Origin of the sequence: Amycolatopsis ultiminotia, assembly GCF_039536925.1 — a bacterium.
GTDB classification, from domain to species: domain Bacteria; phylum Actinomycetota; class Actinomycetes; order Mycobacteriales; family Pseudonocardiaceae; genus Amycolatopsis; species Amycolatopsis ultiminotia.
Genome location: NZ_BAAAZN010000001.1, coordinates 101,811 through 127,224, shown reverse-complemented (window position 1 = coordinate 127,224; position 25,414 = coordinate 101,811). Strand labels below are relative to the sequence as shown.

Annotated in this window: 24 protein-coding genes and 1 pseudogene; 10 read left to right on the top strand and 15 right to left on the bottom strand. The window is 66.7% G+C overall.

Going from position 1 to position 25,414, the window contains the following annotated elements:
• Positions 1-10: 10 nt before the first annotated feature.
• The 7 genes from ABD793_RS00615 to ABD793_RS00585 all read right to left on the bottom strand — a co-directional run bounded on the left by ABD793_RS00615 (position 11) and on the right by ABD793_RS00585 (position 5,908).
• Positions 11-1,147, bottom strand: coding sequence for an acyl-CoA dehydrogenase family protein (locus tag ABD793_RS00615; RefSeq protein ID WP_344854220.1), 1,137 nt, complete (start codon positions 1,145-1,147; stop codon positions 11-13).
• 36 nt (positions 1,148-1,183) lie between these two features.
• The gene (locus ABD793_RS00610; protein WP_344854219.1) at positions 1,184-1,492 is read right to left on the bottom strand and encodes a hypothetical protein; all 309 of its coding nucleotides are present in this window, start codon (positions 1,490-1,492) and stop codon (positions 1,184-1,186) included.
• 14 nt (positions 1,493-1,506) lie between these two features.
• Positions 1,507-2,856 carry an LLM class flavin-dependent oxidoreductase gene (locus tag ABD793_RS00605; RefSeq protein WP_344854218.1) on the bottom strand — a complete coding sequence of 450 codons (1,350 nt, stop codon included), beginning with the start codon at positions 2,854-2,856 and terminating at the stop codon, positions 1,507-1,509.
• A 37-nt stretch (positions 2,857-2,893) separates the two neighbouring features.
• Positions 2,894-3,292 (bottom strand): Zn-ribbon domain-containing OB-fold protein, encoded by a 399-nt coding sequence (locus ABD793_RS00600; protein ID WP_344854217.1) that lies wholly within the window; start codon positions 3,290-3,292, stop codon positions 2,894-2,896.
• The gene (locus ABD793_RS00595; protein ID WP_344854216.1) at positions 3,292-4,524 is read right to left on the bottom strand and encodes a thiolase family protein; all 1,233 of its coding nucleotides are present in this window, start codon (positions 4,522-4,524) and stop codon (positions 3,292-3,294) included. Before ABD793_RS00595 ends, ABD793_RS00600 begins: the two co-directional genes overlap by 1 nt.
• Positions 4,521-4,940 carry a MaoC/PaaZ C-terminal domain-containing protein gene (locus ABD793_RS00590; protein ID WP_344854215.1) on the bottom strand — a complete coding sequence of 140 codons (420 nt, stop codon included), beginning with the start codon at positions 4,938-4,940 and terminating at the stop codon, positions 4,521-4,523. Before ABD793_RS00590 ends, ABD793_RS00595 begins: the two co-directional genes overlap by 4 nt.
• 392 nt (positions 4,941-5,332) lie before the next feature.
• Complete coding sequence (locus tag ABD793_RS00585) at positions 5,333-5,908, bottom strand: nuclear transport factor 2 family protein (RefSeq protein ID WP_344854214.1); 576 nt, start codon at positions 5,906-5,908, stop codon at positions 5,333-5,335.
• A gap of 229 nt (positions 5,909-6,137) precedes the next feature.
• On the opposite strand from ABD793_RS00585, the gene ABD793_RS00580 reads away from it, so the two are divergent.
• A complete protein-coding gene (locus ABD793_RS00580) occupies positions 6,138-7,478 on the top strand; it encodes an MFS transporter (protein ID WP_344854213.1) in 1,341 nt (446 codons plus the stop codon).
• A gap of 427 nt (positions 7,479-7,905) precedes the next feature.
• Here the strand turns inward: ABD793_RS00580 and ABD793_RS00575 are convergent, their stop codons facing one another.
• Complete coding sequence (locus tag ABD793_RS00575) at positions 7,906-9,303, bottom strand: IS701 family transposase (protein ID WP_344854212.1); 1,398 nt, start codon at positions 9,301-9,303, stop codon at positions 7,906-7,908.
• Between the two features lie 372 nt (positions 9,304-9,675).
• On the opposite strand from ABD793_RS00575, the gene ABD793_RS00570 reads away from it, so the two are divergent.
• Positions 9,676-10,515 carry a class I SAM-dependent methyltransferase gene (locus tag ABD793_RS00570; protein WP_344854211.1) on the top strand — a complete coding sequence of 280 codons (840 nt, stop codon included), beginning with the start codon at positions 9,676-9,678 and terminating at the stop codon, positions 10,513-10,515.
• 366 nt (positions 10,516-10,881) lie between these two features.
• Here ABD793_RS00570 and ABD793_RS00565 read toward each other — a convergent pair whose 3' ends face one another.
• On the bottom strand, positions 10,882-11,052 hold the full coding sequence (locus tag ABD793_RS00565) for a hypothetical protein (protein ID WP_344854210.1): 171 nt from the start codon (positions 11,050-11,052) through the stop codon (positions 10,882-10,884).
• Between the two features lie 204 nt (positions 11,053-11,256).
• Entirely contained in the window at positions 11,257-12,174 is a 918-nt protein-coding gene (locus ABD793_RS00560; RefSeq protein ID WP_344854209.1) for an alpha/beta fold hydrolase, read from the bottom strand.
• 50 nt (positions 12,175-12,224) lie between these two features.
• On the opposite strand from ABD793_RS00560, the gene ABD793_RS00555 reads away from it, so the two are divergent.
• A complete protein-coding gene (locus ABD793_RS00555; RefSeq protein ID WP_344854208.1) occupies positions 12,225-12,827 on the top strand; it encodes a TetR/AcrR family transcriptional regulator in 603 nt (200 codons plus the stop codon).
• Positions 12,828-12,959: 132 nt separating this feature from the next.
• On the opposite strand, the gene ABD793_RS00550 is transcribed toward ABD793_RS00555, so the two are convergent.
• Both ABD793_RS00550 and ABD793_RS00545 read right to left on the bottom strand, forming a co-directional pair.
• Complete coding sequence (locus tag ABD793_RS00550) at positions 12,960-13,649, bottom strand: MmyB family transcriptional regulator (RefSeq protein ID WP_344855741.1); 690 nt, start codon at positions 13,647-13,649, stop codon at positions 12,960-12,962.
• Positions 13,650-13,662: 13 nt separating this feature from the next.
• Positions 13,663-14,010: a helix-turn-helix domain-containing protein gene (locus ABD793_RS00545; RefSeq protein WP_344854206.1), complete on the bottom strand. Its 348-nt coding sequence runs from the start codon at positions 14,008-14,010 to the stop codon at positions 13,663-13,665.
• A 237-nt stretch (positions 14,011-14,247) separates the two neighbouring features.
• Here ABD793_RS00545 and ABD793_RS00540 point away from each other — a divergent pair.
• Together ABD793_RS00540 and ABD793_RS00535 are read left to right on the top strand one after the other, a co-directional pair.
• A pseudogene (locus tag ABD793_RS00540) lies at positions 14,248-15,042 on the top strand (alpha/beta hydrolase); the annotation flags it as partial.
• Positions 15,043-15,337: 295 nt separating this feature from the next.
• On the top strand, positions 15,338-16,036 hold the full coding sequence (locus tag ABD793_RS00535) for a TetR/AcrR family transcriptional regulator (RefSeq protein ID WP_344854204.1): 699 nt from the start codon (positions 15,338-15,340) through the stop codon (positions 16,034-16,036).
• Positions 16,037-16,054: 18 nt separating this feature from the next.
• On the opposite strand, the gene ABD793_RS00530 is transcribed toward ABD793_RS00535, so the two are convergent.
• The gene (locus tag ABD793_RS00530) at positions 16,055-16,819 is read right to left on the bottom strand and encodes a crotonase/enoyl-CoA hydratase family protein (protein ID WP_344854202.1); all 765 of its coding nucleotides are present in this window, start codon (positions 16,817-16,819) and stop codon (positions 16,055-16,057) included.
• Positions 16,820-16,906: 87 nt separating this feature from the next.
• Between ABD793_RS00530 and ABD793_RS00525 the strand changes: the two genes are divergently transcribed.
• From ABD793_RS00525 to ABD793_RS00510, 4 genes are all read left to right on the top strand, one after another.
• Entirely contained in the window at positions 16,907-17,764 is an 858-nt protein-coding gene (locus ABD793_RS00525; protein ID WP_344854201.1) for a 3-hydroxyacyl-CoA dehydrogenase family protein, read from the top strand.
• A gap of 80 nt (positions 17,765-17,844) precedes the next feature.
• Positions 17,845-19,035 (top strand): acyl-CoA dehydrogenase family protein, encoded by a 1,191-nt coding sequence (locus ABD793_RS00520; protein WP_344854200.1) that lies wholly within the window; start codon positions 17,845-17,847, stop codon positions 19,033-19,035.
• A gap of 13 nt (positions 19,036-19,048) precedes the next feature.
• Entirely contained in the window at positions 19,049-20,602 is a 1,554-nt protein-coding gene (locus ABD793_RS00515) for a long-chain-fatty-acid--CoA ligase (protein ID WP_344854198.1), read from the top strand.
• A 2-nt stretch (positions 20,603-20,604) separates the two neighbouring features.
• Positions 20,605-21,384: an ester cyclase gene (locus ABD793_RS00510; protein WP_344854196.1), complete on the top strand. Its 780-nt coding sequence runs from the start codon at positions 20,605-20,607 to the stop codon at positions 21,382-21,384.
• Between the two features lie 139 nt (positions 21,385-21,523).
• Here the strand turns inward: ABD793_RS00510 and ABD793_RS00505 are convergent, their stop codons facing one another.
• Positions 21,524-23,212: a flavin-containing monooxygenase gene (locus ABD793_RS00505; RefSeq protein WP_344854195.1), complete on the bottom strand. Its 1,689-nt coding sequence runs from the start codon at positions 23,210-23,212 to the stop codon at positions 21,524-21,526.
• Between the two features lie 40 nt (positions 23,213-23,252).
• Here ABD793_RS00505 and ABD793_RS00500 point away from each other — a divergent pair, with 40 nt between their 5' ends.
• Positions 23,253-24,203 (top strand): alpha/beta hydrolase, encoded by a 951-nt coding sequence (locus tag ABD793_RS00500; RefSeq protein ID WP_344854194.1) that lies wholly within the window; start codon positions 23,253-23,255, stop codon positions 24,201-24,203.
• A gap of 31 nt (positions 24,204-24,234) precedes the next feature.
• Here the strand turns inward: ABD793_RS00500 and ABD793_RS00495 are convergent, their stop codons facing one another.
• Entirely contained in the window at positions 24,235-25,374 is a 1,140-nt protein-coding gene (locus ABD793_RS00495; RefSeq protein WP_344854193.1) for a thiolase family protein, read from the bottom strand.
• Positions 25,375-25,414 lie beyond the last annotated feature (40 nt).

Genomic DNA, 25,414 nt, shown 5'->3' with positions numbered 1-25,414 from the left:
CCCTCGCGCACTACAGGCCCATTTCCTTGGCAATGATGCTGTGCTGGATCTCGTTGGTGCCGCCGCCGACCATGCCGTGCTTCGCCTCGCGGAAGTACCGTTCCATGTCGTACTCGGGCACCTGGGCGTAGCCGCCGAGAGCCTGCATCCCGTTAAACGAGACATTCACGGCGGTCTCCGCGGCGATTACTTTCGCCATGGAGACCTCCTTCAGCGCACGCTTGCCGCGCGCGATCCTCGCGGCGGCGCTGTAGACCAGCAGGCGCGCCGCCTCGACTTCGCATTCGTTGTGCGCCATCCGGTGCTTGAGCACCTGGAACGACGAGAGCGAGCGGCCGAACTGCTTACGGTCCTTGGTGTAGGCGATCGTGTCGTTCAGCGCGGTGCGCGCATTGCCCACATAGGACGCCGCGAGTCCAAGCCGCTCCCACTCCAGGTGTTCGCTGAGATACGACCAGCCCTGGTTCACCTCGCCGAGCAGGTTCTCCTTCGGCACCCGCACGTTGTCGAAGAACAACTCGGTGGTGCCCAGCGAGCGCCGCACGATGGTGTCGAGCTTGCGGATCGTGAGGCCGTGCGTGTCGTTGGGCACCAGGATCATGCTGATGCCCTTGTGCTTCTCCTCACCGGTCCGTGCCATCAGCGCGATCACTGTGTTCGGGTGGTGCGCACCCGAACACCAGGTCTTGTTGCCGTTGATCACCCACTCATCGCTGTCGAGAACTGCCTTCGTCTGGAGGCTCGCGGCGTCCGAGCCCGAGTTCGGCTCGCTGATCGAGATCGCGAACTTCGTATCCCCGCGAAGGAACGGCTCCAGGTACTGCTTCTTCTGCTCCGCAGTCCCATGGGTGGCGATGTTCGTCGCGGTGAACATCGGCGTCATCAGGCACGCGGCGGTGTCGAGGCTGTACTTCGCCATTGCTTCGCAGAAGATCGCGTACATCACCGGGTCGGCGGCAAGGCCGCCGACCGCCTCCGGGAGCAGCAGGCCGAGCCACCCGTTCTCCGCCACCTTCTGGTAGAGCTCTCGGGGGAATTCCCGAGCTTCGTCGTGCTTGCGGGTGTACTCACGGCCTACTTCGTTCTCCATGAAGGAGTGCACGGTGTCGTGCCAGAGCTGTTGTTCCTCATCGAACGAGAAGTCCATTGGTGTCTCCTGATTCTCGGAATCGGGGCGCAGCGGTCAGGCGAAGGCGAGGTGAGCACGGATGGCCCGATCACGTTCGCGCCACCAGCCTCTGGCTGTGGCGTACCGGAGCATCGCCTCGTACTTCTCCGCCCAGCCAGGATCGACCTCGTCGGACGCGGCCGCACGGACCGCATCCGACAAGATCCAGGCATGGTCGCCCTCGACCTCACCCCAGCCGTTCGCGACGAGTGCGCGTCCGACGTCTGCCGGATCGGTCTCCCACGGCGCTTGCACCGAGAACGACGTGAAGTCCAGAGGCTCGCACAGGTCGACCTGCCCATCGGCGGTGATTCGCACGATCATCGCTCGTTCCGCGGTCAGTGCGACGGAACGCGGGTGGCGTACCGGTTGGCGGGGGTCGTCAGCCCGATGTTCTCCCGCATCGTCGTGCCCCGGTACTCCTCGCGGATCAGCCCGCGTTTGCGGAGGATCGGAACGACGAGTTCCACGAAATCCGTGACGCCCTCGGGCACGTGCGAGATCTGCAAGATGAAGCCGTCGCACGCCTCGCTCTCATACCATTCCTGGAACTCGTCCGCCGCCGCCTCGGCAGAACGGGGGTAGATGTTGGTCCCGTTGAACCCGTACACGAGCTCGCGCATGGTCAGCTTCTCGTCGCGCGCGCGGTTGAGCATGTATTCCTGGTGCGCACGAGGCATGCCCCGGCCCACTTCCGGGAGCTCGATCTCCGGCACGAGTTCGTCCATCGAGTACCTCGAGAGATCGATCCCGAAGTAGAGCTCCGCGAAGATGCGCGAGACGTCGTCGTCGAGCAACTCCTGCATGGCCTGGTACTTCTCCTGCGCCTCTTCCTCGGTGCGTCCGATGACCGGGTTGATCGAGGCGAGCACCCGCACGTCGTCGGGATCGCGGCCGGCGGCGACTGCGCCCCCCTTGATCGCGCGGTAGTAGTCGCGAGCGCGGTCGATGCTGCTGTTGACCGAGAACAGCAGCTCGCCGTTACGGGAGGCGAAGGCGATGCCCTCCTTGGACGCACCCGCCTGGCAGATGACCGGACGGCCCTGCGGTGGCCGCTCCATATTGAGCGGCCCGGCGACCTTGAAGTACTGGCCCTCGTGGTTGAGCGCGTGGAATTTGGCCGGGTCGAAGAACTGGCCGGATTCCTTGTCTCGGAGCATCGCGTCGTCTTCGAAGGAATCCCACAATCCGGTGACGACGTCCAGGAACTCCTGTGCCTTGGCGTAGCGGTCCGGCCGCGCCGGGATCTTCTCCAAGCCGTAGTTGTGTGCCTGGTCGTCGGTGTAGGAGGTGACGACGTTCCACCCGACACGACCACCGGAGAGGTGGTCCAGTGAACCGATCTGACGCGCCAGGTTGAATGGTTCGCTGAAGGTCGTGGATGCGGTGGCCACCAGGCCGATGCGGTCGGTCACCGCGGCCAGCGCCGCGGTGAGCGTGATCGTCTCCAATCGGGCGGCACGAGCCGTGCGCGCGAGGTACTCACTCGGCAGTGGCCATGCGTCCAGCCGGTCACCGAGGAAGATCACATCGAATTTACCCCGTTCCGCTTCCTGAGCCATCCGCTTGTAGTTGCCGAAGCTCATCAGGTCCGCGCCGGTGCTGTTCGGCAGCCGCCACGCGCCATGATGATGTCCGCCCGGCCAGAGGAACGCCGCCCAGACCGCCGGACCGTTACGTCGCACCATGCTCAGTCTCTTTTCTCCCGCTTGCCGGCCATCGGGTTCATCCGCGCCGCCGGAACCAGGCGATCGGCCGAGCCTCGTCCCCGGTGGCACCTTCGGGAACGAATTCGACGGGGTCGTCGCAGGAATAGCCATGCCAGTCACCATCGGCGTCGGCCTCCAGCCGGCCGAGGAGCTGCACCCCCTCCTCCAGCTTCACCACCGCCAGCGCGTAGGGAAGCTCGTCTCCGAACCCAAGGGGAGCGCCGATCCGCGAGACCGTGAAGGAAAGCAACACACCTTTACCACTCACCTTCTGCCAGCCGAGCTCTTCCGACTGACAGAAGGGACACGCGTAGCGCGGGTACATGTTCAGACGAGCGCACTCGGTGCACTTCTGGACCACCAGTTCGCCGCGTCCGAGGCCAGTGCGGTAGTCGCCGGTCAAGGTGTCCGCCATCAGTTGCCAGTCCTCACGTGTTCGAGCAGGAGCACCTGCGAGTCCATGTAGCTGCCGCCGCTGCCGCCGACAAGCGCGCGATCGTGTTTGGCCACCTGCCGCTCCGGCTCGGCCCGGCCGAGCAACTGCCGGACTCCCTCGGCCAGCAGCGCGGTCCCGCCGCCGACCCCGGTGTGGCCTGCCGAGAGCAGCCCGCCGTTGGTGTTCATCGGCAGCTCCCCACCGGGCCCGGTAGCGCCGGAGGACACCCAGCGCGCACCCTCGCCGGGCTTGCAGAAACCCAGGCCCTCCAAAGCGATCGTGGTGACCGCGGCGTAGGAGTCGTAGATCTCGACGAAGTCCGCCGACTCGGGCCCCCAACCGGACTGGGCATACGCCCGTTCGGCCGCGGTCTTCCAGCCCAGGGTTGCCAGGTTCGTCTCCTGGCCGATGCTGTAGTGGCTCACGCAACCGCCGGATCCAACGATCCGGACACTGTCCTGGCCGCGGCGCTGCGCGTCCTCGTGGGTGGTCATGACGAACCCGACGCCGCCGTCGGCGAGCATCGGGCACTCCATGGCGTGCAACGGATCCGAGATCATCCTCGACCCCAGCACCTGCTCCACGGTCAGGTCCTTGTCGCGGTACATCGCGTTCGGGTTCAGTCGTGCCCACTTGCGCAGCGCGACACAGACCCCGGCCATGTCCTCCGGCGTCGAACCCGTCTCCGCCATGTATCGCTGCGTGATCAAGGCACCGATCGCGTTGAAGTGCAGCCCCGACGGGCGCTCCCACTGTGCCGGGATGCCGTTGTAGCTCAGCATCGTGACCATCTCGGTCAGGTCGGCCGAGCCCCAGCACTCGGCCTGCAGCACCAGCACGTTCCGCGCGTGCCCGGACGAGATCAGCCCACTTGCGACACGCACCGCGTTGTCACTGGTCGACCCTCCGGAGTGGATCATGAAGCTGGCTTTGGCCCGCCCGTTGAGCCCCAGCTCCTCGACCATCCGGGAGAAGACGAGGTCGGCCTGCTGGTCGGCGGAGTGCAGGTTCGGGATCAGCAGGATCGTGTCGATGTCGGCCGGCTTCATCCGGGCGTCGCGCAGAGCCCGGACGGCGACCTGGGTCAGGCTCTGGATGAACGTGCGGTCGGGGTACCTTCCCGAAGGGATCTCCCCCACCCCCACGAAGACCGGATCGGTCGGTGCCCCCGGTTCGATCGCCAGCGGGTGGACCTCAGTCGGCACAGTCACGCCTCGTTTCCCTTCTTGCATTTGGCTAGCATCTTCTGCTCGAAGTACATGACCTCTTCTTCACGCTGGTTGAGCACCGAGTATCCGACGGTGATGGCACCGAAGCGCGATCCGTCGCGGTGCTCACGCGCAAGCACCGTTCCGCGCACATGGATCGTGTCTCCTGGCAGGACCGGCATTTTGGCCCGCAATCCGTCGATCCCGAGCAGCGCGACGATCGCGTCGCCGTAAAACCCGCTCAAACCGACCAGCCCGACCGCGAGGGAGAAAGTCAGCGGACCGTGCGCGATACGCGTCCCGAACTGGGTCTTCGCGACGGACTGCTCGTCGGTGTGCAACGGATAGTGGTCGCCGGTCAGTCCCGCGAACACCGTCAGGTCGCCGACATCGACGGTACGGCCGCGCGTGACGACCACGTCGCCCTCCGCGAAGTCGTCGAACCACCGCACCGCGGGATCCACCCACTCACTCACCATTGAGCCTCCGAACAAGTATTTGTTTTATTTTCACCGGCGGCGTGTCCCGGTGTCAAGGGGAAGCACAAGCTGCGACGCACTCACGGCTCATGTATTAGCAGGTCAGGCGATCAAAATGCGCTCAGCCCCGGCAGTCGACGGCAGCGAAGCCAGCAGTGTCGACCCGAACGCACGTTCCGTGTGCCGTCGACCGCCGGCCAAACCTGCGAGATCGCTCAGCCACCGCGGCGAACCTCGGCTCCCTGTCGAAACCACCGCTCGGAGACCATCAGCGGGCGAGCATAGGAGAGGTCCGGCGTTCGCGACGAGAGACCGCCGACCCGGCCAGCAGCTCACGGACCGGAGCAGACAAAGCGCGTCTGATTGCAGTCAGCACAGCCGGGTCGTTCATGTCCGGTCGTTCGTTCACCGTCACCCAATCGCGCAGACACACTCGCGAGGCAATCGCCCACCGCCCGTTGCGCTGCTCGAATCGGTCGACCGTACCGGCCACCGCTGAGCGGCCACGGCGGCCCGGTCCGGTTCATCCCCGCGAACATGAAGTACGTCTCCGTATGCGCCACGTAGCCGTCGAGTTCGCACGAGTGGTTGAGCAGGCAATGCTGATGCGACAGGTGCGTGCGAGCACGCATCTCGATAACCCAGTCGGTGAACTCCAGGGGACCACCGACGCATATGCCGTGATCGTCGATCGCGTCGTCGTGATGCACCGACAGGAGCAGGTCCCGATCCAGCCGGTCGACGCCCGGCGAGTACGCGATCAGGCACGCCAGGATCTCTTGTCGATCTTTCAGCGCACAGACTTCCCGCCCGAGCCCACCCTGGTCCGCGCCGACCTCCACCTCGTCAACCCGGGTCCGACCGCAAATCGGCTGGGCTATCACATTGGAACGAATGATTGTTCGCATCTCGCACAGCGAAGGTCAGGACCGACGGCCACCGCCGATCGACCTTAGACACGCCTCCTACCAGTTCATGATCTTGCTCGCTGCGCCATGGCCACCTTCGGCGTCCTTGCAGCACCACGGTCAAGATGGTAAACAATCGATTGTTTTTCTTAGTGGACTGTTCGCCGCAGCATCAATGCCTTCGCCTGAACCTGGACAACGCTCGATCACCGCCGATGGGGGCAACGTCATGACCAGCAGCCGAGTAGTCCCGGAACCCGGTGACGACGGTGCCACGAGCCACTCCGGCGCACCCGCCGGCCCGCCGGAACCGAGCGGATCCCGGGCGAGGGTCGTCTTATCCTCCTTCCTCGGGTCGACGATCGAGTGGTTCGACTTCTACATCTACGGCTTGGCGAGCGGCCTGTACTTCGCGAAGGAGTTCTTCCCCGGCGCCAATCCCCTCGTGGGACTGATCGCCGCCTTCGGTGCGATGGCAGGTGGTTTCCTCGTTCGGCCGCTGGGCGGCATCATCGGCGGGCACTTCGGCGACAAATACGGCCGCAAGCGCGTGCTGGTGGCGAGCATGATCGTCATGGGCGCGAGCACATTTCTCGTCGGACTGGTCCCGGGTTACGCCAGGATCGGGGTGTGGGCCCCGATCCTGCTGGTCCTACTCCGGCTGGTCCAAGGCATCGGCGCGGGTGCCGAATGGGGTGGTGGCGCACTGATGGTGATCGAGCACTTCGCGCACCGGCGCCGCGGTTTCTGGGGCAGCATCGGCGTGCTCGGGGTCTATTCGGGTATCACCATCTCGACCCTGCTCTTCTACGCGGTGTCGAAGCTGCCCGCAGACACACAGCAGATCGCGTGGCGGATCCCGTTCCTCTGCTCGGCTGTCCTGATCGTCATCGGGCTTTGGATCAGAGCGGGAGTCGCGGACAGCCCGGCGTTCGCGCAGCGGCGCACCCACGCGAAAGTCCCGGTCTTCGCGCTGCTCCGGCGCCGGTGGCCACGGGTGCTGCTGGGTATCGCGCTCGCCATCGGGCCCGCTGTCCCCTATCAGGTCTACGTGACCTTCGGGAACTCCTACGGCAAGATGATGGACTTCCCGGTTTCGACGCTCCTCCTGATGCAGCTGGTGGCATCCGTGCTCGCCATGGTCCTCGCACCGGCTTTCGGCGCATTGTCCGACGTGCTGGGAAGACGGCCGGTCGTGATCGCGGGATGCGTGGTGCTGTGTCCATCGGCGTTCTGGTTCTTCACCGCCATCAACGACGGGAACGGGGCAACCGCGATGGCCGCGCTGATCGTCCTGGAGGTCGGTCATTCGATGCTCTACGGGCCGCAAAGCGCCATGCTGTCCGAGCTCTACGACACCGGCGTCCGGTATACCGGCGTTTCCGTGGCATACCAGATCGCCGGGGCGCTCAGTGGGCTCGCACCCATCATCTCGGCAAGCCTACTCGAAGCGGCGGGCGGACCGCCCCACGTCCTGTGGGTGCCCGCGGTACTCGTCGTGACATCACTGGGCACCGTCATGGCTGCCGCGGTGACCAAAGAGTCCGCACGCCATCCACTGCCCGCCTGAGCTCGGTGAAAAAGGCAATTCCCTGTACCGAATGCCCAAACACGTCGCCGTCGTCGGCGCCGGGCTGGCCGGATTGCGCACGCTGGAACCTGAGCCGCATTCAAGTGCGTCTACCTGGCGATCACGCCCCCGGAGCCGACCGGCCCCGGATGCAAAAGCATCGACCATGCACTGCATACCGACTTCGCCGTCGAAATCGCCCCCAACTGCCGCTTCGGCCGTCGGACGCAAGCCTTCGACCCGAGTTACACCGATCTCGTTTGGCTCTGGCAGGTATGCGGTGATGATGATGCGTGACGGGTCCGGTGCTGCGCCAGGGTGAGCGCTGTACGTTGGTGGCCGCCGTCGGTGTGATGCTGTCGTGTACCACCTCACGGCTCATGACATGTCAATCTTGCTCTAGTAGGGCAGCCGCATTTTGATCGTGTCATGTTTGGGTGATTTGTCGGCGGATTCGGGCGCGGTGGTGGAACCAGCGGGCACGGGCCTGATGACGGCGTCGCCACCAGATCCAGTGCAGGTGGTGAGCCTGGGGCAGGACTCGATGGGTGACCAGCATGAACAGGCGTTTGACCTCGGCGACGGTCAGCGCGATCAAGCCCGGATCGTCAGGTGGTTGCTGGTCGGGTGTGGTGGGCAGGATCGGTGCTGGCGTCTGGGTTCTGGCCTGGGCGGCGGTGACCGCGCACACGGCCAGTGCGGCGAGGGTGAGCACGATGTGCCGCGACAACGCCGTGTAGAGCCGAACCTGCGAGTGGTCGAGTCCGAAGTGGTCTTTGCCGAACTCGAATCCTTCCTCGACCGGCCACCGCAGACACGCCACCCGCACCAGCGTCATCAGCGTGACCGGGCGGCCCTCGGGCACGTGGCAGTAGTGGTAGGCCAACTTGCCGGTGCGCAGGTGTTGGTGGATCAACAGGAAGTGGCGTGGGTTCGTGGTCGCGATCCAGGCCCAGGCGTAGGCGCGTTCACCCTTCGAGCCGGTCACCGAGCGGACCTGCCAGGCGTCGGTGGCGACATGGCGGGTTAGCACATCCTCGGCGCGGGCACTGCCGCCGCCGGGCCTGACGGTGACATGGAAGGCGCAGCCGACCCGCATCACATAGCCGATCCGGTTGTCTTCCAAGAAGGAACGTAACGCTCCCGAGCGGACGTACGCCTCGTCACCGGCCACCCAGGGCGGCATGGTGTGGTAAGCGACCATGTCGCGGCAGATGTCCATAGCCAATTGGGGTTTGGTGCGGAAGCCGACCTCGGCATCGATGCCGCACGCGGTGCGGCGGTCCGGGTCGGCCATCTGATCGGCCAGGACGTAGATGCGGGCACCGACCAGGGCGTGTCCGCGCGGGGTGGCGTAGCAGCAGTAGGCGGTGTTGACGCCGTTGGCGATCCGGCCGACGCAGCCGATGTACTGCCGCTGCACGCCGACCGTGGCATCGCCGGTCTTCTCCTGTCCGGCCTCGTCCAACGCCGCCACCACCAGCGGTTGATCGGCCAGGTGCTCGACCACGAACCCGCGCACCAGCGTCATCGCCTGGTCGTTGTCCCGCACCGCGTGGTTGAGTAGCCGCTGAGTCGGGTCGGGTGTGGTGTCCCCGGCGTGCTCGGCGATGGTCCAGCCATTCTTGCGGGGCAGGTCGCTCATCAGCGCCGTGAGGTACTTGCGGGCCTGGGCATGGGGCCGGGAACGGGCGAAACACGGGCGCCGTCGTTGGTGCAGTACGGCCAGGTTCGAGGCGGCGCGCTCGCCCTCTACGATGGCAGCCGCAGCCGCCTCACGATGTCTTGCCTCACAACATGATGATCTTGAGGCGGTTGCCCTCATGATCACTCGGGTCCCGTGAACCCTCTTGTAGGGTCGCATCGCGCGTGACATGTCGATCTCGTTTGGCTGCGGCCTTTCTGCTTGTCTCAAGGTCACATCATCAAGATCAGTCTCAGGTTCATGGCATTTCTTCAGGTTGACCCCGGCCAAAGCTCGTCCTGATTACCGCATGGCGCCGGCCAGAACCGTCGTCACGGCTTTCCACCCGGCCTCGGGCCGGGGTGGGCTGTCCTTCTGCTCGGCGAACAACACAGATACCGTGGCACCGACTGACGCGGGTCACGCAGCGCCACACCAGTCGGCACCGCGCAGCCCTTCCGCCGAAAGCGAACGCCGCCACCCGGGTGGGCGCATGCCCATTAGAGTGGGCGCATGGTCGCTGTACCGCCGGAACCCACACCGGGACTGCACAAGCACCGCCGCATTGCAGAGTCGTTCGGGGTTGACCCCGAACGGTACGACCGGGCCCGAGCCGCGTATCCCGAGGCCATGATCGAGCGGATCGTGTCCGCCGGTCCCGGCCCCGACTTCCTCAACGTCGGCTGCGGTACCGGCATCGAGGCCCGCCAGTTCCGGGCAAGCGGCCGCACAGTGCTCGGTGTCGAGCCCGATCAGCGGATGGCTGACTTCGCGCGAGGCACCGGTCTCGATGTCGAGGTCGCGACCTTCGAGGCGTGGGAGCCGGCCAGGCGCACCTTCGACGCGGTCGTGTCCGGGACGGCCTGGCACTGGATCGACCCGGTCGCGGGCGCAGCCAAGGCGGCACGGGTGCTGCGGCCGGGAGGAGTGCTGGCGCCGTTCGGGCACGTATCCGAGCTTCCGCCCACCGTGGCGGAGGCCCATGCCACGGCATTACAGCGGGTAGCTCCCGACTCACCGGTGGGCTTCAACCGCCGGTCCGGGGCGTCGATCTTGGACGCCTATCGCGGGCTCTACGCCAGGGCCGCAGACGGAATCCGGGAGGTCGGCGGGTTCGACGAGCCTGTGCTGTTTCGCTACGACCGGGAGCGCACATACAGCCGCGACGAACTACTGGACGGGATACCGACGTCCGGTGGCCTCACCAGCTTGGCGTCGGACCAGGTGGCGGAGGTACTAGCTGCCGTGGGCGCGGCGGTCGACGAGTTGGGCGGCATCGTCACGATGCCTTACGCCACCTGGGGCCTCATCGCGATCCGCACCGACGTCCCACCCCCGCCAACCGAAGAATGAGGGCCACGAGCCACCGACCCTGACCGATGCCCGCGCCTTACCGCTCGCCTTCGTCACCTGCGCGCGCATTTCCGTTCGTGGCCGGGCGTGGCCCGTCTCATATTCGCTTCGTAAATGAAGTGGAGATGAAGTAGCCAGTGAGAAAATGAAGCCAGTCGCGCGACCCCACACCTCTCACCAGCCATGATCCACAAAGTGCGGCTGCCCTACTAGCAGTTAATTCTTTGTTGTCTCAGGAGTGTTCTTTTAGCCTGAGTCTTGGTTCGGTTTCATTTCTCTGGTCTTGGTTGCGGCATCTCGAGTTGCCCCCCAGTCCGGAATTCTGGCTGTAACCGGTTGTTGTTGGTTGAGGTGACTGGCCAGTTTTCAGCGTGTGAGTGTGATGATGGGTAGTGAGCCGAAGCCGGTGGTGAGGGCGAGGAAGATCAGAGTTGCCGCGGCGCGGTAGCTGCGCGATTGGTGGCGGTCGATGCCTCGAACGAGCGCGATGAACAGGAACGGGTCTGCCAGACCAGCGATGGCCAGTGTGATTGTCACCCACACGGGAAGGGGTTGACGGCGAGTCCAGAGGCGGTGAGGGCGGTGCCCATGAGCAGGGCAGCGAGTGGGCTTGGTAGAGCGCTCGCGGCGCGACGATACCGAGTTTGTGCAGTGACGTGGGGCGTTCTTGAGCGAGTGCGCCGAGGGTGAGATCGAGGATCCCGATGTGGCTGAGGAACGGCATGGGTGCGGGCATCCCGGTTAGGCAGGAGCCGGTGTTGGACGGATGAGGAATTGGGTGAGTTCGTGGTTGAACGCGGCTGGCTGTTCGAGCATGGGCGAGTGGCCGGTGTCGTCGAGCAGGACTGTGCGTTCGACGGTGTTGTGGCGGGCGAATTCATGGAGGTCGGCGGGTGGGGCGATGGTGTCGTGGGTGCCGCCGATGAGCAGGATGGGGTGACGGTGGCCGTGGAGCGCGGTGCCGGGGGTGTAGCGGAATCCTTGGCGCAGGGTGGGAAGCACTGCGGGTGCGCCCGCGCCGTCGAGGAGTCTGGCCGCGAGGTCAGGTGCCAGGTGGTCGGGGTGGGCGAAGTACGGGGCCATTGCCAGGCGTCGCGCCCAGGGGCGGTTGGCGATCTGTCCGCGGAGCGTAGCGGGCAGCGGTAGGCCGGCGGTGAGTGCTTCGATGAGGAAGCCGGCTACCTGCGGGTGAGCACGCAGTGTGGTGATGGGTGCGTGGAACAGCCGGAGCACGGACAGGATCGGCCCACCGGTCAGCACGAGACGCCGCACTCGGCGCGGAGCGTGTGCGGCGAATGCGCAGCCCAGCACGGTGCCCAGGGAGTGTCCCACCACGTCGACGGCGTCCAGATTGAGATGGATACAGAGGTCGCCGAGGGTACCCACAATGGCGTCGATACTGTGAATGGTCGCCGGTTCGGATGCGCCGAAACCGGGCAGATCCACGGCAATGACTCTGCGGTGAGGCAGCAGCGCGGGGACGGTTTCTAGCCACCACTGCCACGAGGCCGCCAGACCGTGGATCAGCAGGCATGTCTCGGGCGCCTCACCAATGTCGATATACGTCAGGCGGCGCCCGGCGATGACGACATCGTGGCGGTGGGCCGCCCAGTCGATGCCGCGCCAGTCCGACACCGCGGCGGAGACGGAGTGCTCCATACCGCAGTTATATAACGAGCATTCGTTATGTGTCTAGTAGTGTTTCAGCCATGACTGCCCGGCGCACCCAGGAACAACGCAGGACCGAGACCCGTAGCCGGCTGCTGGCGGCGGCAGCGCGGGTGTTCGCCGAGCGCGGCTATGCCGCGGCGTCGGTCGGCGAGATCGTGCGGGCGGCCGGTTGTTCGACCGGAGCGTTGTACGCGCACTTCCGAAGCAAGGACGAGGTGTTCCTGGCCTTGCTGGACCAAGCCATTCCCCGCTGGGGAGACAGCTATGTCGAGCAGGTGTCGACCGAACCGACGCTGGCAGGGCAGCTGCGTGCGGCCGTGCGGCATTGGGCAGAGCTGCTCGACCAGCAACCGCAGACCACGATGCTGTTCATCGAGTTCTGGTCCGCCGCGATGCGCGATCCCGAGTTGCGCGGCGAGTTCGCCACTCGCCACGACGAGGTCAAGCAGGCGATGACCACGCTGATCGTCGGCGCGGCACAGGAACTCGACATCCCTCTCGACCAACCACCCGAAGCGCTCGGCGCGATCGTCACCGCGCTCGCCGACGGGTTCGCGCTCCAACGACTCGCGAATCCAGACTCCGTACCCGACGAACTATTCATCACCGCCCTGCGACTCTTGCTCGATCGACGACACTGAACGTCGACATCGTGAGGACCTTGTCCCGCCCGCCGCGAGTCCGGCGGAGCATGTCCAGAACTGAGGCCACTTCCCGTATGCACTGCTCGCCAGCAGGAGCCAGGCTGATAACACCTGCCTCAAGGGTCGTTTTCAGTAGGGCGGCGCCGACTGCGTGTTCGAGGTGGTCGACTTGGCGTGCGAGGGCGGCTTTTCTGACGCCGAAGTGTTCGGCGGCGTGACGGAGGTCGGGATGTCCGGGAATTGCGAGGAGCCGTTGGATGCGTTGTTCGGCTCCGCCGGAGGCGAATACGGTCCACATGGTGGTGGAGAATGCGTTGGGCCCACCCTGGTTGGCGAGGATGTGTTGGTGCGCGGTGACGCCGCGGCGGGTCGCGAGTCCGAGCTTGCGAGCGTGTCGAGCCAGATCGGATGCCGGGACGTCGAAGTCGGCGGCGATCTGGACGTGAGCAGGGCGAGTTTTTCGTGGCTCTCCGTGCCCGGACTGGCGGTGAAGATGAGCAGCGACTGTCCTTGGTCAGGTTCGAGCAGGAGCTGGCAATAGAGGTCCAACCGTCCGAGTTGGTGATGAACGAATCGTTTGGTGTCAATCCACCGGAGGCCTACCTCGTGGCGCTCCCACAGCTGGGCGAACTCGTCGCTGGTGCGAACGAGAGTGCCGGCGAGGTCCGCCGCGAGGGAACCGGGCCCATCCCGGGTGACAGCGCCGCGGAGCAGCGCGACGTTGATCCGGCTGTTCTCGCCGTGATCCTCGGGATGGTACCGCTCTCGGTCGGTCGGATCGGTGAACCAGCGGTATGGCGCGTAACGCGCATTGCCTATGTGCTGCGTCTGGTCACCCAGCAGTGCGACCGCGTGGTGTCTGCAGCAGTGTCTCGCCCAGCGGGCCCATAACCTGTGCGGTGGAGCCGGCCAGGCCGTCCATGACGCGCATCAGCCGGGGGCTCACGTGCGTAGCCCGCAGGTCCCGTGGAGCGGCGCGGTGGCCAGCGAGCAGAAACAGGTGATCGCGTTCATCCAGGGTCAGCCGTAAGCCGCCGGCGACGGCCGCGACCATCTGCTCCGACGGTTGCGGACCGTCACCTCGTTCCAGCCTGGCGAAGTAGTCGGCAGACATGCTGCACAGCTCCGCCACCTCCTCGCGACGCAGGCCCGGAGCGCGCCGGTGCTGCCCTCTCCGCAACCCGACGTCCTCCGGTTGCAGCGCCGCACGCCGAGTGCGTAGGAAGGCGCCTAGAGCCGAGCGGACGGTCCATGATTCTCATCGTCGGCCATCCGGCGTGGCTCAGCCACGACCTGCCATTCAGCGGTCGCGTGTGTCCTTACTGCGGCCGTGGCGCGGCGCATTCACTGACGAGGCGATCACCCGTCGCATCGAACTGCGAACTACGGAGCTGAGACCCATGACCAGGCCGACCGCTACCGGGTATACGCGGTGGACCTGCGCGGTCAGGGCCGGTCCACCTGGACGCCAGGGCGCTACAGCCTGGACATCTTCGGTGGTGACCTGGTCCGCTTCATCGACCGGGTCATCAAGCGACCGGTCGTGGTCTGCGGGTTGTCGTCCGGTGGCGTCATCGCCGCCTGGTTGTCCGCTTTCGCGGCACCCGGCCAGGTCCACGCTGCGGTCTACGAGGGTGCTCCGCTGTTCGCCTCGCAGACCGATCCCGCGGTCGGCCCGTCCATCCGGCAAGGTGCCGGGCCGATGTTCCGGCTGTGGCACAAGTGGCTCGGCCCGCAGTGGACCATCGGGGACTTCGCCGGGATGCAGGCGTCGATGGGCCGCGAAATCCCCGCCTGGATGCTCGCCGCACTGCGGCAGATGGCACCAGACGGCACCGCAGGTCCTCCGGCCGCTCCGCCGCAGGACCTCCGGGAGTACGACCCCGAGTGGGGCGACGCGTTCGTCTCCGGGCGGGCCACCGTGAACTGCGACCACGAGTCCATGCTGCGCCAGGTCAAGGTACCGGTCCTGTTCACCCATCACTTCCACCACGTGGACCCGGACACCGGGAACCTACTCGGCGCGATCACCGACCTTCAGGTGCGACGGCTGCGACAACTGATCGAGGAGACCGGCAACTCCTTCACCTACCGCGCGTTTCCCAGCATGCCGCACTCCATGCACGGCTACGACCCGACCACCTACGTTGCCACGATCACCGGATGGGCTTCGAAGGTAGCCGCCGGTCCCGCGATCGCCAGGAGCACCTGATGGGAGAGCAGCCGACCGTCGACTCCGTCTCGACCTGTTCCAGCCGGACCGGATCGGTCACAGCCAATCCGCTTGCGCAGCGCCAACGCGGATGTCGGGTGCGGTTTCCAGAAGCCTGGTACTGACGACGCATTTGGACAGGGCGAAGAAGCGTCGCCGGTAATCGAGCGCGAATCGGCACCCGGATCGAACGCGTCGGCCCCCGTCGAGCACGTCAACCCGGTATCGGAGGTCTGGCCCCCGGTCGGCCGTCCCGTCACCGGCTCGGCGACCACGGGCCGCTAGGCTCGTGCCCATGGTTAACAAGTCCGCCGGGAAGGGTGAGGCGTCCTCCAGCGGCATCGGCCGCCGCCGGGCGGCCGCGAAGGACGAGGGCACGGCCGCATACGCGGAACGGCGGGCGGAGATCAAGGCCGCCGCCGCCGATCTGTTCAAGAAGAACGGGTTCCGTGGCACGAGTATCGGGCGGGTAGCGCAGGCGATGGGCATGGACCGCGCCACGCTGTACTACTACGTTGGCAGCAAAGAAGAGCTTTTCGACGACGTCGTGACGAACGCGGTGCGCGCCAACCTGGAAGTCGCCGAGGCCATTCTCAAGGACAAGGGCACCGCGCTGGACAAGATCTTCCGGCTCGTAACGTCGCTGATGAACAGCTACGCCGAGCACTATCCCCTGCTCTATGTGTTCATCCAGGAAAACCTCGGGCACGTGGGTGGTTACCGGGCGGAATGGTCACGCGAGATGCGCCGACTGAACAAACGCTACGAGCAGGTCGTCGTCAAGATGATCCAGACCGGGATCGACGAGGGCACGATCCGGCCGGTGGCCGACGCATGGGTGATGGCGTACGGGCTCATCGGGATGGTCGGCTGGACGAACCGGTGGTTCAACCCGCAACGGTCGCCGGTCGACGCGGACACCGTCGGCCGTGCCTACGCCACCATGCTGGTCGCGGGCATGGCGGTCGACCCCGGCGAATGGACCGACCCCTGACCGGGTTCTCCCCACGATTCAGCGGCCGGTCCAGTGGGGTGAGCGCTTTTCGGCGAAGGCGGCGGCGCCCTCGCGTGCGTCGTCTGAGGCCAGTACGTGGTCGAGTAGTTCCTGCTGCCGGTCCCAGAGCGTGTCGGCGGGCCAGTCGGGTGCCTGTGTCACGACCTCCTTCGTGACCCGGACTGCCAGTGGGCCATTCGCGGCAATCCGCTCCGCCAGCTTCAGTGCCTTGTCGAGCGCACTGCCGGACGGCGTCACGGCGTTGACCAGGCCCCAGCCCGCCGCCTCGGCCGCTCCGAACGACTCCCCGGTCAGCGCGTACTGCAATGCGACGCCCGGCGGGATCCGGCGTGGCAGCCGAACCAGCCCTCCCGCGCCGGCGATCAGACCGCGCGTGGTCTCGGGCAGTCCGAAGGTCGCGTCCTCGGCCGCCACGATCAGGTCGCACGCCAGCGCCAGCTCCAGGCCGCCGGCCAGCGCGTAGCCTTCGACCGCGGCGATCAGTGGGGTCTGCGGCGGGGTCCGGGTGATCCCGCCGAGGCCGCGCCCCGGAACGTCCGGGACATCCCCGGCCAGAAATGCCGCCAGGTCCATCCCCGCGCAGAAGGCACCGCCAGCGCCGGTGAGCACGCCGACCACCAGCGAAGGGTCGGCGTCCAGCTCGTCCATGGCAGCGGCCAGCGCGCGTGCCATCGTGCCGTTCATCGCGTTGCGCCGGCGCGGCCGGTTCAAGGTCACGACCAGCACGGCATCGTGCCGGACCACCTCAAGTTCTTCCGTCATCTCACACACTTCCGGGGCGGTTTACAGTTGCCGGATACTCAGTCAACATACACGTTGACTCCACTGAGCGGGCAACGAGGAGACGGTATGACGAAACGGGTCGCGGTGATCGGCGCCGGCACGATGGGCATCGGCATCGCCTACGTCTTCGCGGCGGCAGGCTGGCCGACCACGGTGGTCGAGCCGCAGATCGCGCGGATGACCGCGCTGCGGGACCAGATGGCGACCGCCGCCGAGGGCGGGGTGGCCCGCGGACGCCTGAGTGCCGCCGCGGCAGCCGTGCTTCCCGGACTGGTCACACACCTGCCCGAGGTCGCCGAGCTACCGAGCGGCCTTGACCTGGTGATCGAGACCGTGCCCGAATCCCTCGAGCTCAAACAGCGGGTCCTCGTCGCCGCGGAACGGGCCGAGCCGCTCGTGCTGGCCAGCAACACGAGTTCGTTGTCGATCGACAGGCTGGCCGGCCGGCTGACCCGTCCCGCATGCTTCCTCGGCATGCACTTCTTCAACCCGGTCTGGTCACTGCCGCTGGTCGAAGTCGTGCGGGGTGCCGCCACTGACGAGGACACGCTGCGCCGCACCATCGCCGCCGCCGAGGCGGTCGGCAAGCAAACTGCCGTGGTCCGGGACATGCCCGGGTTCGCGACGAGCCGTCTGGACGTCGCAACGTCGCTCGAAGCCATCCGGATGGTGCAGGAGGGCGTCGGTGAGCCGGCCGAGATCGACCGTGCGGTGCAGCTGGCCTACCGGCATCCGGTCGGGCCGCTTCGGCTTGCCGACATCGTCGGACTGGATGTGCGCCTGGACATCGCGCGAAGCCTATCTGTCTCATTAGGACCTCGGTTCGAGCCGCCACGGCTGCTGGTCGACAAGGTTGCCGCGGGTGAACTGGGCCAGAAGTCAGGACAAGGCTTCTACCAATGGGACGAGCAGGCCGATCGTTGACGCCCGACCGCCTCGCGCCTACTGTCAACTAGAGTGTTGACGCGAAGGGGCGACGAAGCCCAGGCAGAGAGAAGACCTCAGTGAGCGGACAGCCAATCGGACTCGGCCGGTCGTCGAACATCTGCGACGACAACGAAGAACGCCGGGCACTACGCGACAGCGTGGCGAAACTGGTCGGCGGCTACGGTCGTTCGTACTTCAAGGATGTCGTGGCCAGAGGCGCGAAGCCCGACGAGTTGTGGGCGGAGATGGGCGCCACCGGTTTCCTCGGTGTGCACCTGCCGGAGGAGTACGGCGGCGGGGGCGGCGGGCTGGCCGATCTCGCCGTGGTCATCGAGGAGATGGCGGCACAGGGCTGCCCGATGTTCATGATCGTAATCTCGCCGGCCATCTGCGGTTCGATCCTTGCCGCGCACGGTTCCGAGGTACTCAAGCGACGCTACCTGTCGCGGATCGCCGAAGGCACAGCCAAAATGGCGTTCGCGATCACCGAACCCGACGCCGGATCGAACACCCACAAGATCACCACGACGGCCCGCCGAGACGGCGAAGGCTGGCGCATTTCCGGGCAGAAGTACTGGACGTCGGGGGTGGACGAGGCCGAGGCGCTGCTGGTTGTCGCCCGCGACGCCGAGCCCGCGCCGGACGGCAGGCACACCTTGTCACTGCTGACCGTCGAGACGAGTGCGCCTGGCCTGACGCTGCAGCCGCTGGACTCCGCGCTGCAGCTGCCGGAAAAGCAGTTCACCTGCTTCTTCGACGACGTCCCAGTCGCCGCCGACGGGCTCATCGGCGAGGAGGGCCAAGGGCTCAAGCAAGTGTTCGCGGGGCTCAACCCCGAGCGCGTCGCCGCGGCCTGCGTGGCCAACGGCATCGGGCGCTACGCGCTGGCCCGCGCCGCGAGCTACGCCAAGGACCGGACGGTCTGGAAGGCACCCATCGGGACGCACCAGGGTGTGGCCCATCCATTGGCCGAGGCGTACATCGCCGTGGAGCAGGCGCGGCTGATGGCCAAGCGCGCAGCGGAGCTGTTCGACGCCCGCGCCGACGCTGCCGAAGCTGCGAACATCGCCAAGTTCGCCGCCGGCGACGCGTGTACCCAGGCACTTGACCGGGCGATCCAGGTGCACGGCGGCAACGGGCTGTCGAATGAGTACGGACTCGCGGATCTGTGGTTCATCGCCCGGATGTTCAAGACGGCACCGGTCAGCCGCGAAATGATCCTCAACCACATCGCCCAGCACAGCCTCGGCCTTCCCAAGAGCTACTAGAGCGGAGCAGACCGTGACCGTCCACTCGGGTTCTTCCACGGCAGCCGGCTTCACGCTCGCTGGTATGCTGCGCGAACTGGCCGCCGCGCGGCCGCACGCCCCGGCGGTCAGCTTCGAGGACCGCACGATCGATTTCGCAACGCTGCACGCGCGCAGTTCCCAGGTGGCGCAGGCGTTCCGTCGAACCGGCGTCGGGGAAGGCGATCGCGTTGCCATCCTGGACAAGAACGCTCCCACTTTCTATGACGTGGTCTTCGGTGCGGCCAAGCTGGGCGCCGCCACGATCGGGCTCAACTTCCGGCTCGCCGCCCCGGAGCTCGCGGCGATCCTGGCCGACGCGGAACCCAAACTGACCGTCGTGGCCCCGGAGTTCCGGCATCTGCTGCCTGCCGAGCTCGATGTGGTCGAACTGGGCGACGAGTTCGAGAAATGGCGGGCAGCCGAGCAACCTGACGACCCGGAGATTGCTGTCGATCCCGAGGCCGTCGCACTTCAGCTGTACAGCTCCGGGACGACGGGCAAGCCGAAGGGCGCCATGCTGACGCATGCCAATCTGGCATGGACGCCCCGGATGGGGCGTGAGTTCTACGGAATGAGTTCGGAGAGTGTGAACCTGGTGCCCTCTCCGCTGTTCCACATCGGCGGTGTCGGTTATGGACTGACGACGATGGGCCAGGGCGGTCACACCGTGCTGGTCCGTGACGTGGACCCTGCGGCGCTGCTGGAGGCGATTGCGCGCCACGGGGTCACGCACACCTTCGTGGTGCCTTCGGTGATCCAGATGCTGGTCGAGCATCCCGGCCTGCCCGGCACCGACCTGAGCAGCATGGTCCGCATCGCCTACGGTGGCGCGCCGATGGGCGAAGCACAGTTGCTCCGTGCCATCGAGGCCTTCGGCTGCGACTTCATGGGTGTCTACGGGATGACCGAGACCACAGGTACCGTCATCGCGCTCGACCCGGCCGACCACGATCCGGGCGGCCCACGCGCACATCTGCTCCGCTCGGTCGGGCGGGGTCTCCCGTGGTTGTCAGTGCGCGTCGTCGATCCGGTTTCTGGTAGGGACAGTCCGATCGGGACAGTGGGCGAGATCTGGGTGCGCGGGGGCCAGAACATGGCCGGGTACTGGAAGCAGCCTGTGCTCACCGCCGACGCCCTCGTCGAGGGCGGCTGGCTGCGCACCGGGGATGCGGCCTACCTCGATTCCGAGGGCTATGTGTACATGCACGACCGGATCAAGGACATGATCGTCTCCGGCGGGGAGAACATCTATCCGGCCGAAGTCGAGAACACGCTCTACGGCCACCCCGACGTGAGTGAGGTCGCGGTGATCGGCGTGCCGTCGGTGAAATGGGGCGAGACCGTGAAGGCCATGGTAGTTCCGCGCTCCGGCGCGACCATCGACGAACCGGCGCTGCTGGCGTGGACCCGTGACCGGTTGGCGCACTACAAGTGCCCGACCAGCATCGACTTCATAGACCTCCTGCCGCGCAACGCGTCGGGGAAGATCCTCAAACACCAACTGCGGGCGCCGTTCTGGGCCGGCAGGGAACGGGCGGTGCACTGACCGTGACGACTTCCATCTCTCCGATCGTCGAGGTCGCCAGGCGTTTCGCGATCGACTGGCTCGACCGCGCCGACACGTCCGTGCCACCGACGATCATGACTCCCGGATACGTCGTGCACATCGGGGACGTAGAACTCGAGGGCTTGCCCGCCTACACCGACGGGACCGTCGGCCAACTGCGGCAGTTTCCCGGACTCGGCCTGACAGTGCACGAGGTCGTGACCGACGGCGAGCGGCTCGCCCTGGTCTTCACCGAGCACGGAGCGTCCACCAAGCATAGTGGCAACGCGGCCGCGTGGTCCGGTGTCGCGCTGTTCCGGTGGGACGGCGAGCGGCTGGTCGAGAACTGGACCCAGGAGGACTACTACGCGCGCCGGCGGCAGCTTGCCGAAGGTGTCCCCGACGTAATCCGGCCGCCCGCACCCGCACCCTGGACGACACAGCCACGGTCGTCCGATCCGGGGATCGAGCGGGTCGTCCAGGATTGGCTCGCCAAGCCCGAGCTGGACCACGTCACGGTGGACGACGGGCGCGACAGCGGGCTCGTGCTCGAGGTCGGCTCCGTCGAGGTGCTCGAGCGGTTCTCCGCCGGGGACCAGGTGGCGTTCGCGGCTGTCTGGACCGGAACGTACCGGGGCGGGCTGGACGACGTGCCTTCAGGAACGGATCCCGTGGGTCTCGGCGTCGCCGGTGTGCTGACGGTCGGTAGCGGCGGGGTCGTCGGCGGCTCGATCGTCACCGACCGCCTCGGCCTCCGCAGGCGCCTGCTCCCGCCGCGCTGACTCGTGCCAGCGGCCCGGCCCGGAAACCTGCCGGACCGGGCCGTACTTCCTGTTCGCACAACCGAAGGAAGCTCGTGCACCCGCGGGTCGCGGCGTCGGCCGCGGGTGCCGGGGACTCGCGGCCCCCGGCAGCACCGCGTCAGTTCCGGATCAGACCGGGATAGCCGTCGCGCGCCACCTTGTCGCATTCGCGCCGGTACCGCCGCAGACCGCCGGCGTAGGGCATGAAAACCCTCGGCTTGCCGGGCACTTCCGCGCCGAGGTAGTAGGAATTCGCGGCGGTGTAGAGCATGTGCGCAGCGGTGTCGTTCACGTGGCGAACCCAGTCCTGCTCGGCTCCGGGCGCGGTGTCGATGGTCGGCTTCCCTTCGGAGCGGGACCGGGTCAGCAGGTCGGAGATCCAGTCGACGTGCTGTTCGATCGACACCAGCACATTACCCAGCAGAGACGGGCTTCCCGGACCCGCCACGATGAACAAGTTCGGGAATCCCGAGGTCGTCACGCCGAGATAGGTCAACGGCCCGGCTCGCCAGTGTTCGCGCAGGGTCACCCCGTCGTGGCCGCGGATGACCGGCTTCAGCAAGGAGCCGGTCATGGCGTCGAACCCGGTCGCGAAGATGAGGACGTCGAGTGAGTACTCGGCTTCGGTGGTGCACAGGCCGTTCCGCGTGGTCTTGACCAATGGAGTGCTCAGCAAGTCGATCAGTTCGACGTTGGGGCGATTGAACGTCTGGTAGTAACCGTTGTCCACACAGGGCCGCTTCGCGCCGTAAGGGTAGCCGTGCGGCATCAGCTTTTCGGCGAGCACAGGATCGTCGACCTGCTCGCCGATCTTGGCCCGGATGAACTCAGCAGCGGTGTCGTTGGCCTCCTGGTTGGTGAGCAGATCGGCGTAGCACAGCAGGAAGCCGAACCCAGCCGAATCCCACCACTTCTCGTAATGCGCTTGCCGTTCGGCCTCGTCCACGTCCAGTGCCGACTGCGGGTTCGGGGTGACCGCGGCCAGCCCTGTCGGGGAAAGCCGGGCCCGTTCGCGGCGCTGCGGGTATTCGGCAATGATGGCCGCGCGCTCGGCGTCGGTCAGCGGCCGGTGCCGGGCGGGCACGCTGAAGTTGGGCGTGCGCTGGAACACGTGCAGCCGGCCCACTTCGGCGGCGATCTCCGGGATGACCTGGATGCCGGAGGAGCCCGTGCCCACGATGCCGACCCGCTTGCCGGCAAGGTCCACCCCTTCGGCGGGCCAGTCCGCGGTGTGCACGACCTGACCGGCGAAGTCCTCGATGCCGTCGATATCGGGCTGTTTGGTGGTGGAAAGGCAGCCGGTGGCCATGATCAGGTATCGCGCGCTGATCCGGTCGCCGGGTTCAGTGCGGACCTCCCATCGCGAACCGGCTTCGTCCCAGTGCGCTTCGCTCACACGCGTGTCCAGTGTGATGTCGGGTCGCAGTTCGAACCGGTCGGCGACGTGCTCGATGTAGCGCAGGATCTCCGGCTGGGTGGCGTATCGCTCGCTCCAGCGCCATTCCTTCTGCAGTTCGTCCGAAAACGAGTACGAGTAGTCCGTGCTGTCGACATCACAGCGTGCGCCGGGATAGCGGTTCCAGAACCAGGTTCCGCCGATTCCCGACCCCGCCTCGACGACATGGGTGTGAAAACCCTCGCCGCGCAGCCGATGCAGCATCGCGAGGCCGGCGAAACCGGCACCTACCACCAGGACGTCAACCTTGGCGGGCGGTGCCTGCCTCGTACTACTCGCCATCATCAGTCCTCTCCGGAGTTTCGATCCGCCTGCAACCACGCTAAGTACCGGATCCACCGTTGTCAACATAGGTGTTGATTTGATCGTCGTCGCGGTGGATCCTGGTGCGATGACGGAATATGGCACCGGTCTGCACCCCGAAGCACGAGCATTGCTGGACCAGTTCGAGCGGGACGGGATCCGTCCCTACGACCAGTTGAGCGTGCTGCAGGCGCGCGCCGCGGTGGCTGCGGCCACCCGGCTGCAGGGAGTGCGGACACCGCTCGCCCTGGTGCGGGACCTGCTCATCGACGACGCACTGCCCGCACGGCTCTACCACTCCCGCCCTGAGACCATCGCACCTCTTGTCGTCTATCTGCACGGCGGCGGGTTCGTCACCGGGAGCGTCGCAGCCGCCGACCGGCCATGCCGGGCGCTGGCTGCCGCGTCCGGCTGCGCCGTGCTTTCCGTGGAATACCGGCTCGCACCGGAAAACCCGTTCCCGGTGCCGGTGCACGACTGCCTCGCCGCGATCCGGTGGGCATCCGCGCACTCGAGGGAGTTAGGAGCAGATCCGGCGCGAATGGTGCTCATGGGCGACAGTGCGGGTGGCGCGCTCGCCGCCGCCTGCACGGCCGCTGTCCGGGATTCCGGCGATTCCCCTTTAGCAGGCCAGATCCTGGTCTATCCGACCCTGCGGCCCACCCGTGGAAATCCAGCGCCTTCCCTGCAGTCCAACGGCGAGGGCTATCTGATGACCCGCGGCTCACTCGAGTGGTTCTGGGGCCACTATCTGCGAGGTTGCCAGGACACCACCGACCCGCTGGCCGCACCGCTGCTCGCCGACGACCTGAGCCGGCTGCCCGCAACAACCGTTGTCGTGGCCGAGTTCGACCCGCTGCGGGACGAAGGGCTGGCCTATGCGGACAGGCTGCGAGCAGCCGGCGTGCCCACGACGACCCACCTCGTGCCCGGCGCGCTGCACGGTTTCTGGTGGATGGACGGGGTACTCGCCCAGGCTCGCGACCTGACCGAGTACCTCGCCCATGACCTGCACACCCGGTTCGGGTTCGACGATTAGGCGCTGTTCGCCAGGCGGCGCACGGTGCGGCTCAAACCAGTTCGAGAATCGTGGCGTTGGCCTGACCGCCGCCCTCGCACATGCTCTGCAGTCCGTAGCGGATTCCCTGGTCCCGCATGTGGTGCACGAGCGTGGTCATGATGCGCGCCCCGCTGCCGCCGAGCGGGTGGCCCAGCGCGATCGCTCCGCCGAGCGGGTTCACCAGCTTCTCGTCGGCGGCGAAGTCGTGCAACCAGGCCAGCGGGACCGGGGCGAACGCCTCGTTGATCTCGAAGGCCCCGATCTCGTCCAGCCGCAATCCGCCACGGTCGAGCACCTTGCGGGTGGCGGGAATGGGGGCGGTGAGCATCTTGATCGGATCGTCGCCGGCGACCGCCGCGCTGTGCACGCGGGCAACCGGGCGCAGGCCGAGCTCCTTCGCCTTTTCGCTGGTCGTCATGAGCAGCGCCGCGGATCCATCGCTGATCTGCGATGCGTTGCCGGCGGTAACGACTCCGTCGGGCCGGAACGCAGGTTTGAGCTGCGCCAGCTTCTCGACGGTCCCGCCCCGGCGAATGCCCTCGTCACGGGTGACGAGTCCGGCTTCGGTCTCGATTCCGACGATCTGCGCGTCAAACCGGCCCGCGTCTTGCGCAGCGGCGGCGCGCTCGTGCGATCGCAGGGCCAGCTCGTCCAGCTCCGTTCGCGAGAAGCCCCACTTCTCGGCGATCAACTCGGCACCCTCGCCCTGATTCGGGAACACCCCGTAGCGTTCGGCGAACAGCGAGCCCAGCGGGTCCCTCTCGTCGAGCGAGGAGCCCATGGGCACCCGGCTCATCGATTCCACGCCGCCCGCGACGACGACGTCGTAGTGGCCCGCAACCAGCCCTGCCGCCGCGAAATGCACCGCCTGCTGCGAGGACCCACATTGGCGATCGACCGTGGTGCCGGGCACGCTCTCCGGCCACCCTGCGCCGAGGACGGCGTTACGGGCGATGTCGTAGGTCTGCTCGCCGATCTGGGACACACAGCCCCATACGACGTCGTCGACCACCGCGGGATCGATGGCGCTGCGCTCGGCCAGCGCCCGCAGGACATAGGCGGACAGATCGGTCGGATGCACCGCCGACAGCCCGCCGTTTCGCTTACCCACCGGTGTGCGGACCGCTTCGACGATCACGGCGTCACGCATGACGTTCTCCCTTGTCTGAGCTGGTTGGAAAAACTCGGTC

Bases quoted from the DNA above. Each gene is read 5' to 3' on its own strand.
- ABD793_RS00615 (WP_344854220.1), bottom strand. From the start codon at position 1,147: ATGGACTTCTCGTTCGATGAGGAACAACAGCTCTGGCACGACACCGTG.
- ABD793_RS00610 (WP_344854219.1), bottom strand. From the start codon at position 1,492: ATGATCGTGCGAATCACCGCCGATGGGCAGGTCGACCTGTGCGAGCCT.
- ABD793_RS00605 (WP_344854218.1), bottom strand. From the start codon at position 2,856: ATGGTGCGACGTAACGGTCCGGCGGTCTGGGCGGCGTTCCTCTGGCCG.
- ABD793_RS00600 (WP_344854217.1), bottom strand. From the start codon at position 3,292: ATGGCGGACACCTTGACCGGCGACTACCGCACTGGCCTCGGACGCGGC.
- ABD793_RS00585 (WP_344854214.1), bottom strand. From the start codon at position 5,908: ATGCGAACAATCATTCGTTCCAATGTGATAGCCCAGCCGATTTGCGGT.
- ABD793_RS00580 (WP_344854213.1), top strand. From the start codon at position 6,138: ATGACCAGCAGCCGAGTAGTCCCGGAACCCGGTGACGACGGTGCCACG.
- ABD793_RS00575 (WP_344854212.1), bottom strand. From the start codon at position 9,303: ATGAGGGCAACCGCCTCAAGATCATCATGTTGTGAGGCAAGACATCGT.
- ABD793_RS00570 (WP_344854211.1), top strand. From the start codon at position 9,676: ATGGTCGCTGTACCGCCGGAACCCACACCGGGACTGCACAAGCACCGC.
- ABD793_RS00560 (WP_344854209.1), bottom strand. From the start codon at position 12,174: ATGGAGCACTCCGTCTCCGCCGCGGTGTCGGACTGGCGCGGCATCGAC.
- ABD793_RS00555 (WP_344854208.1), top strand. From the start codon at position 12,225: ATGACTGCCCGGCGCACCCAGGAACAACGCAGGACCGAGACCCGTAGC.
- ABD793_RS00535 (WP_344854204.1), top strand. From the start codon at position 15,338: ATGGTTAACAAGTCCGCCGGGAAGGGTGAGGCGTCCTCCAGCGGCATC.
- ABD793_RS00530 (WP_344854202.1), bottom strand. From the start codon at position 16,819: ATGACGGAAGAACTTGAGGTGGTCCGGCACGATGCCGTGCTGGTCGTG.
- ABD793_RS00525 (WP_344854201.1), top strand. From the start codon at position 16,907: ATGACGAAACGGGTCGCGGTGATCGGCGCCGGCACGATGGGCATCGGC.
- ABD793_RS00505 (WP_344854195.1), bottom strand. From the start codon at position 23,212: ATGTTGACAACGGTGGATCCGGTACTTAGCGTGGTTGCAGGCGGATCG.
- ABD793_RS00500 (WP_344854194.1), top strand. From the start codon at position 23,253: ATGACGGAATATGGCACCGGTCTGCACCCCGAAGCACGAGCATTGCTG.
- ABD793_RS00495 (WP_344854193.1), bottom strand. From the start codon at position 25,374: ATGCGTGACGCCGTGATCGTCGAAGCGGTCCGCACACCGGTGGGTAAG.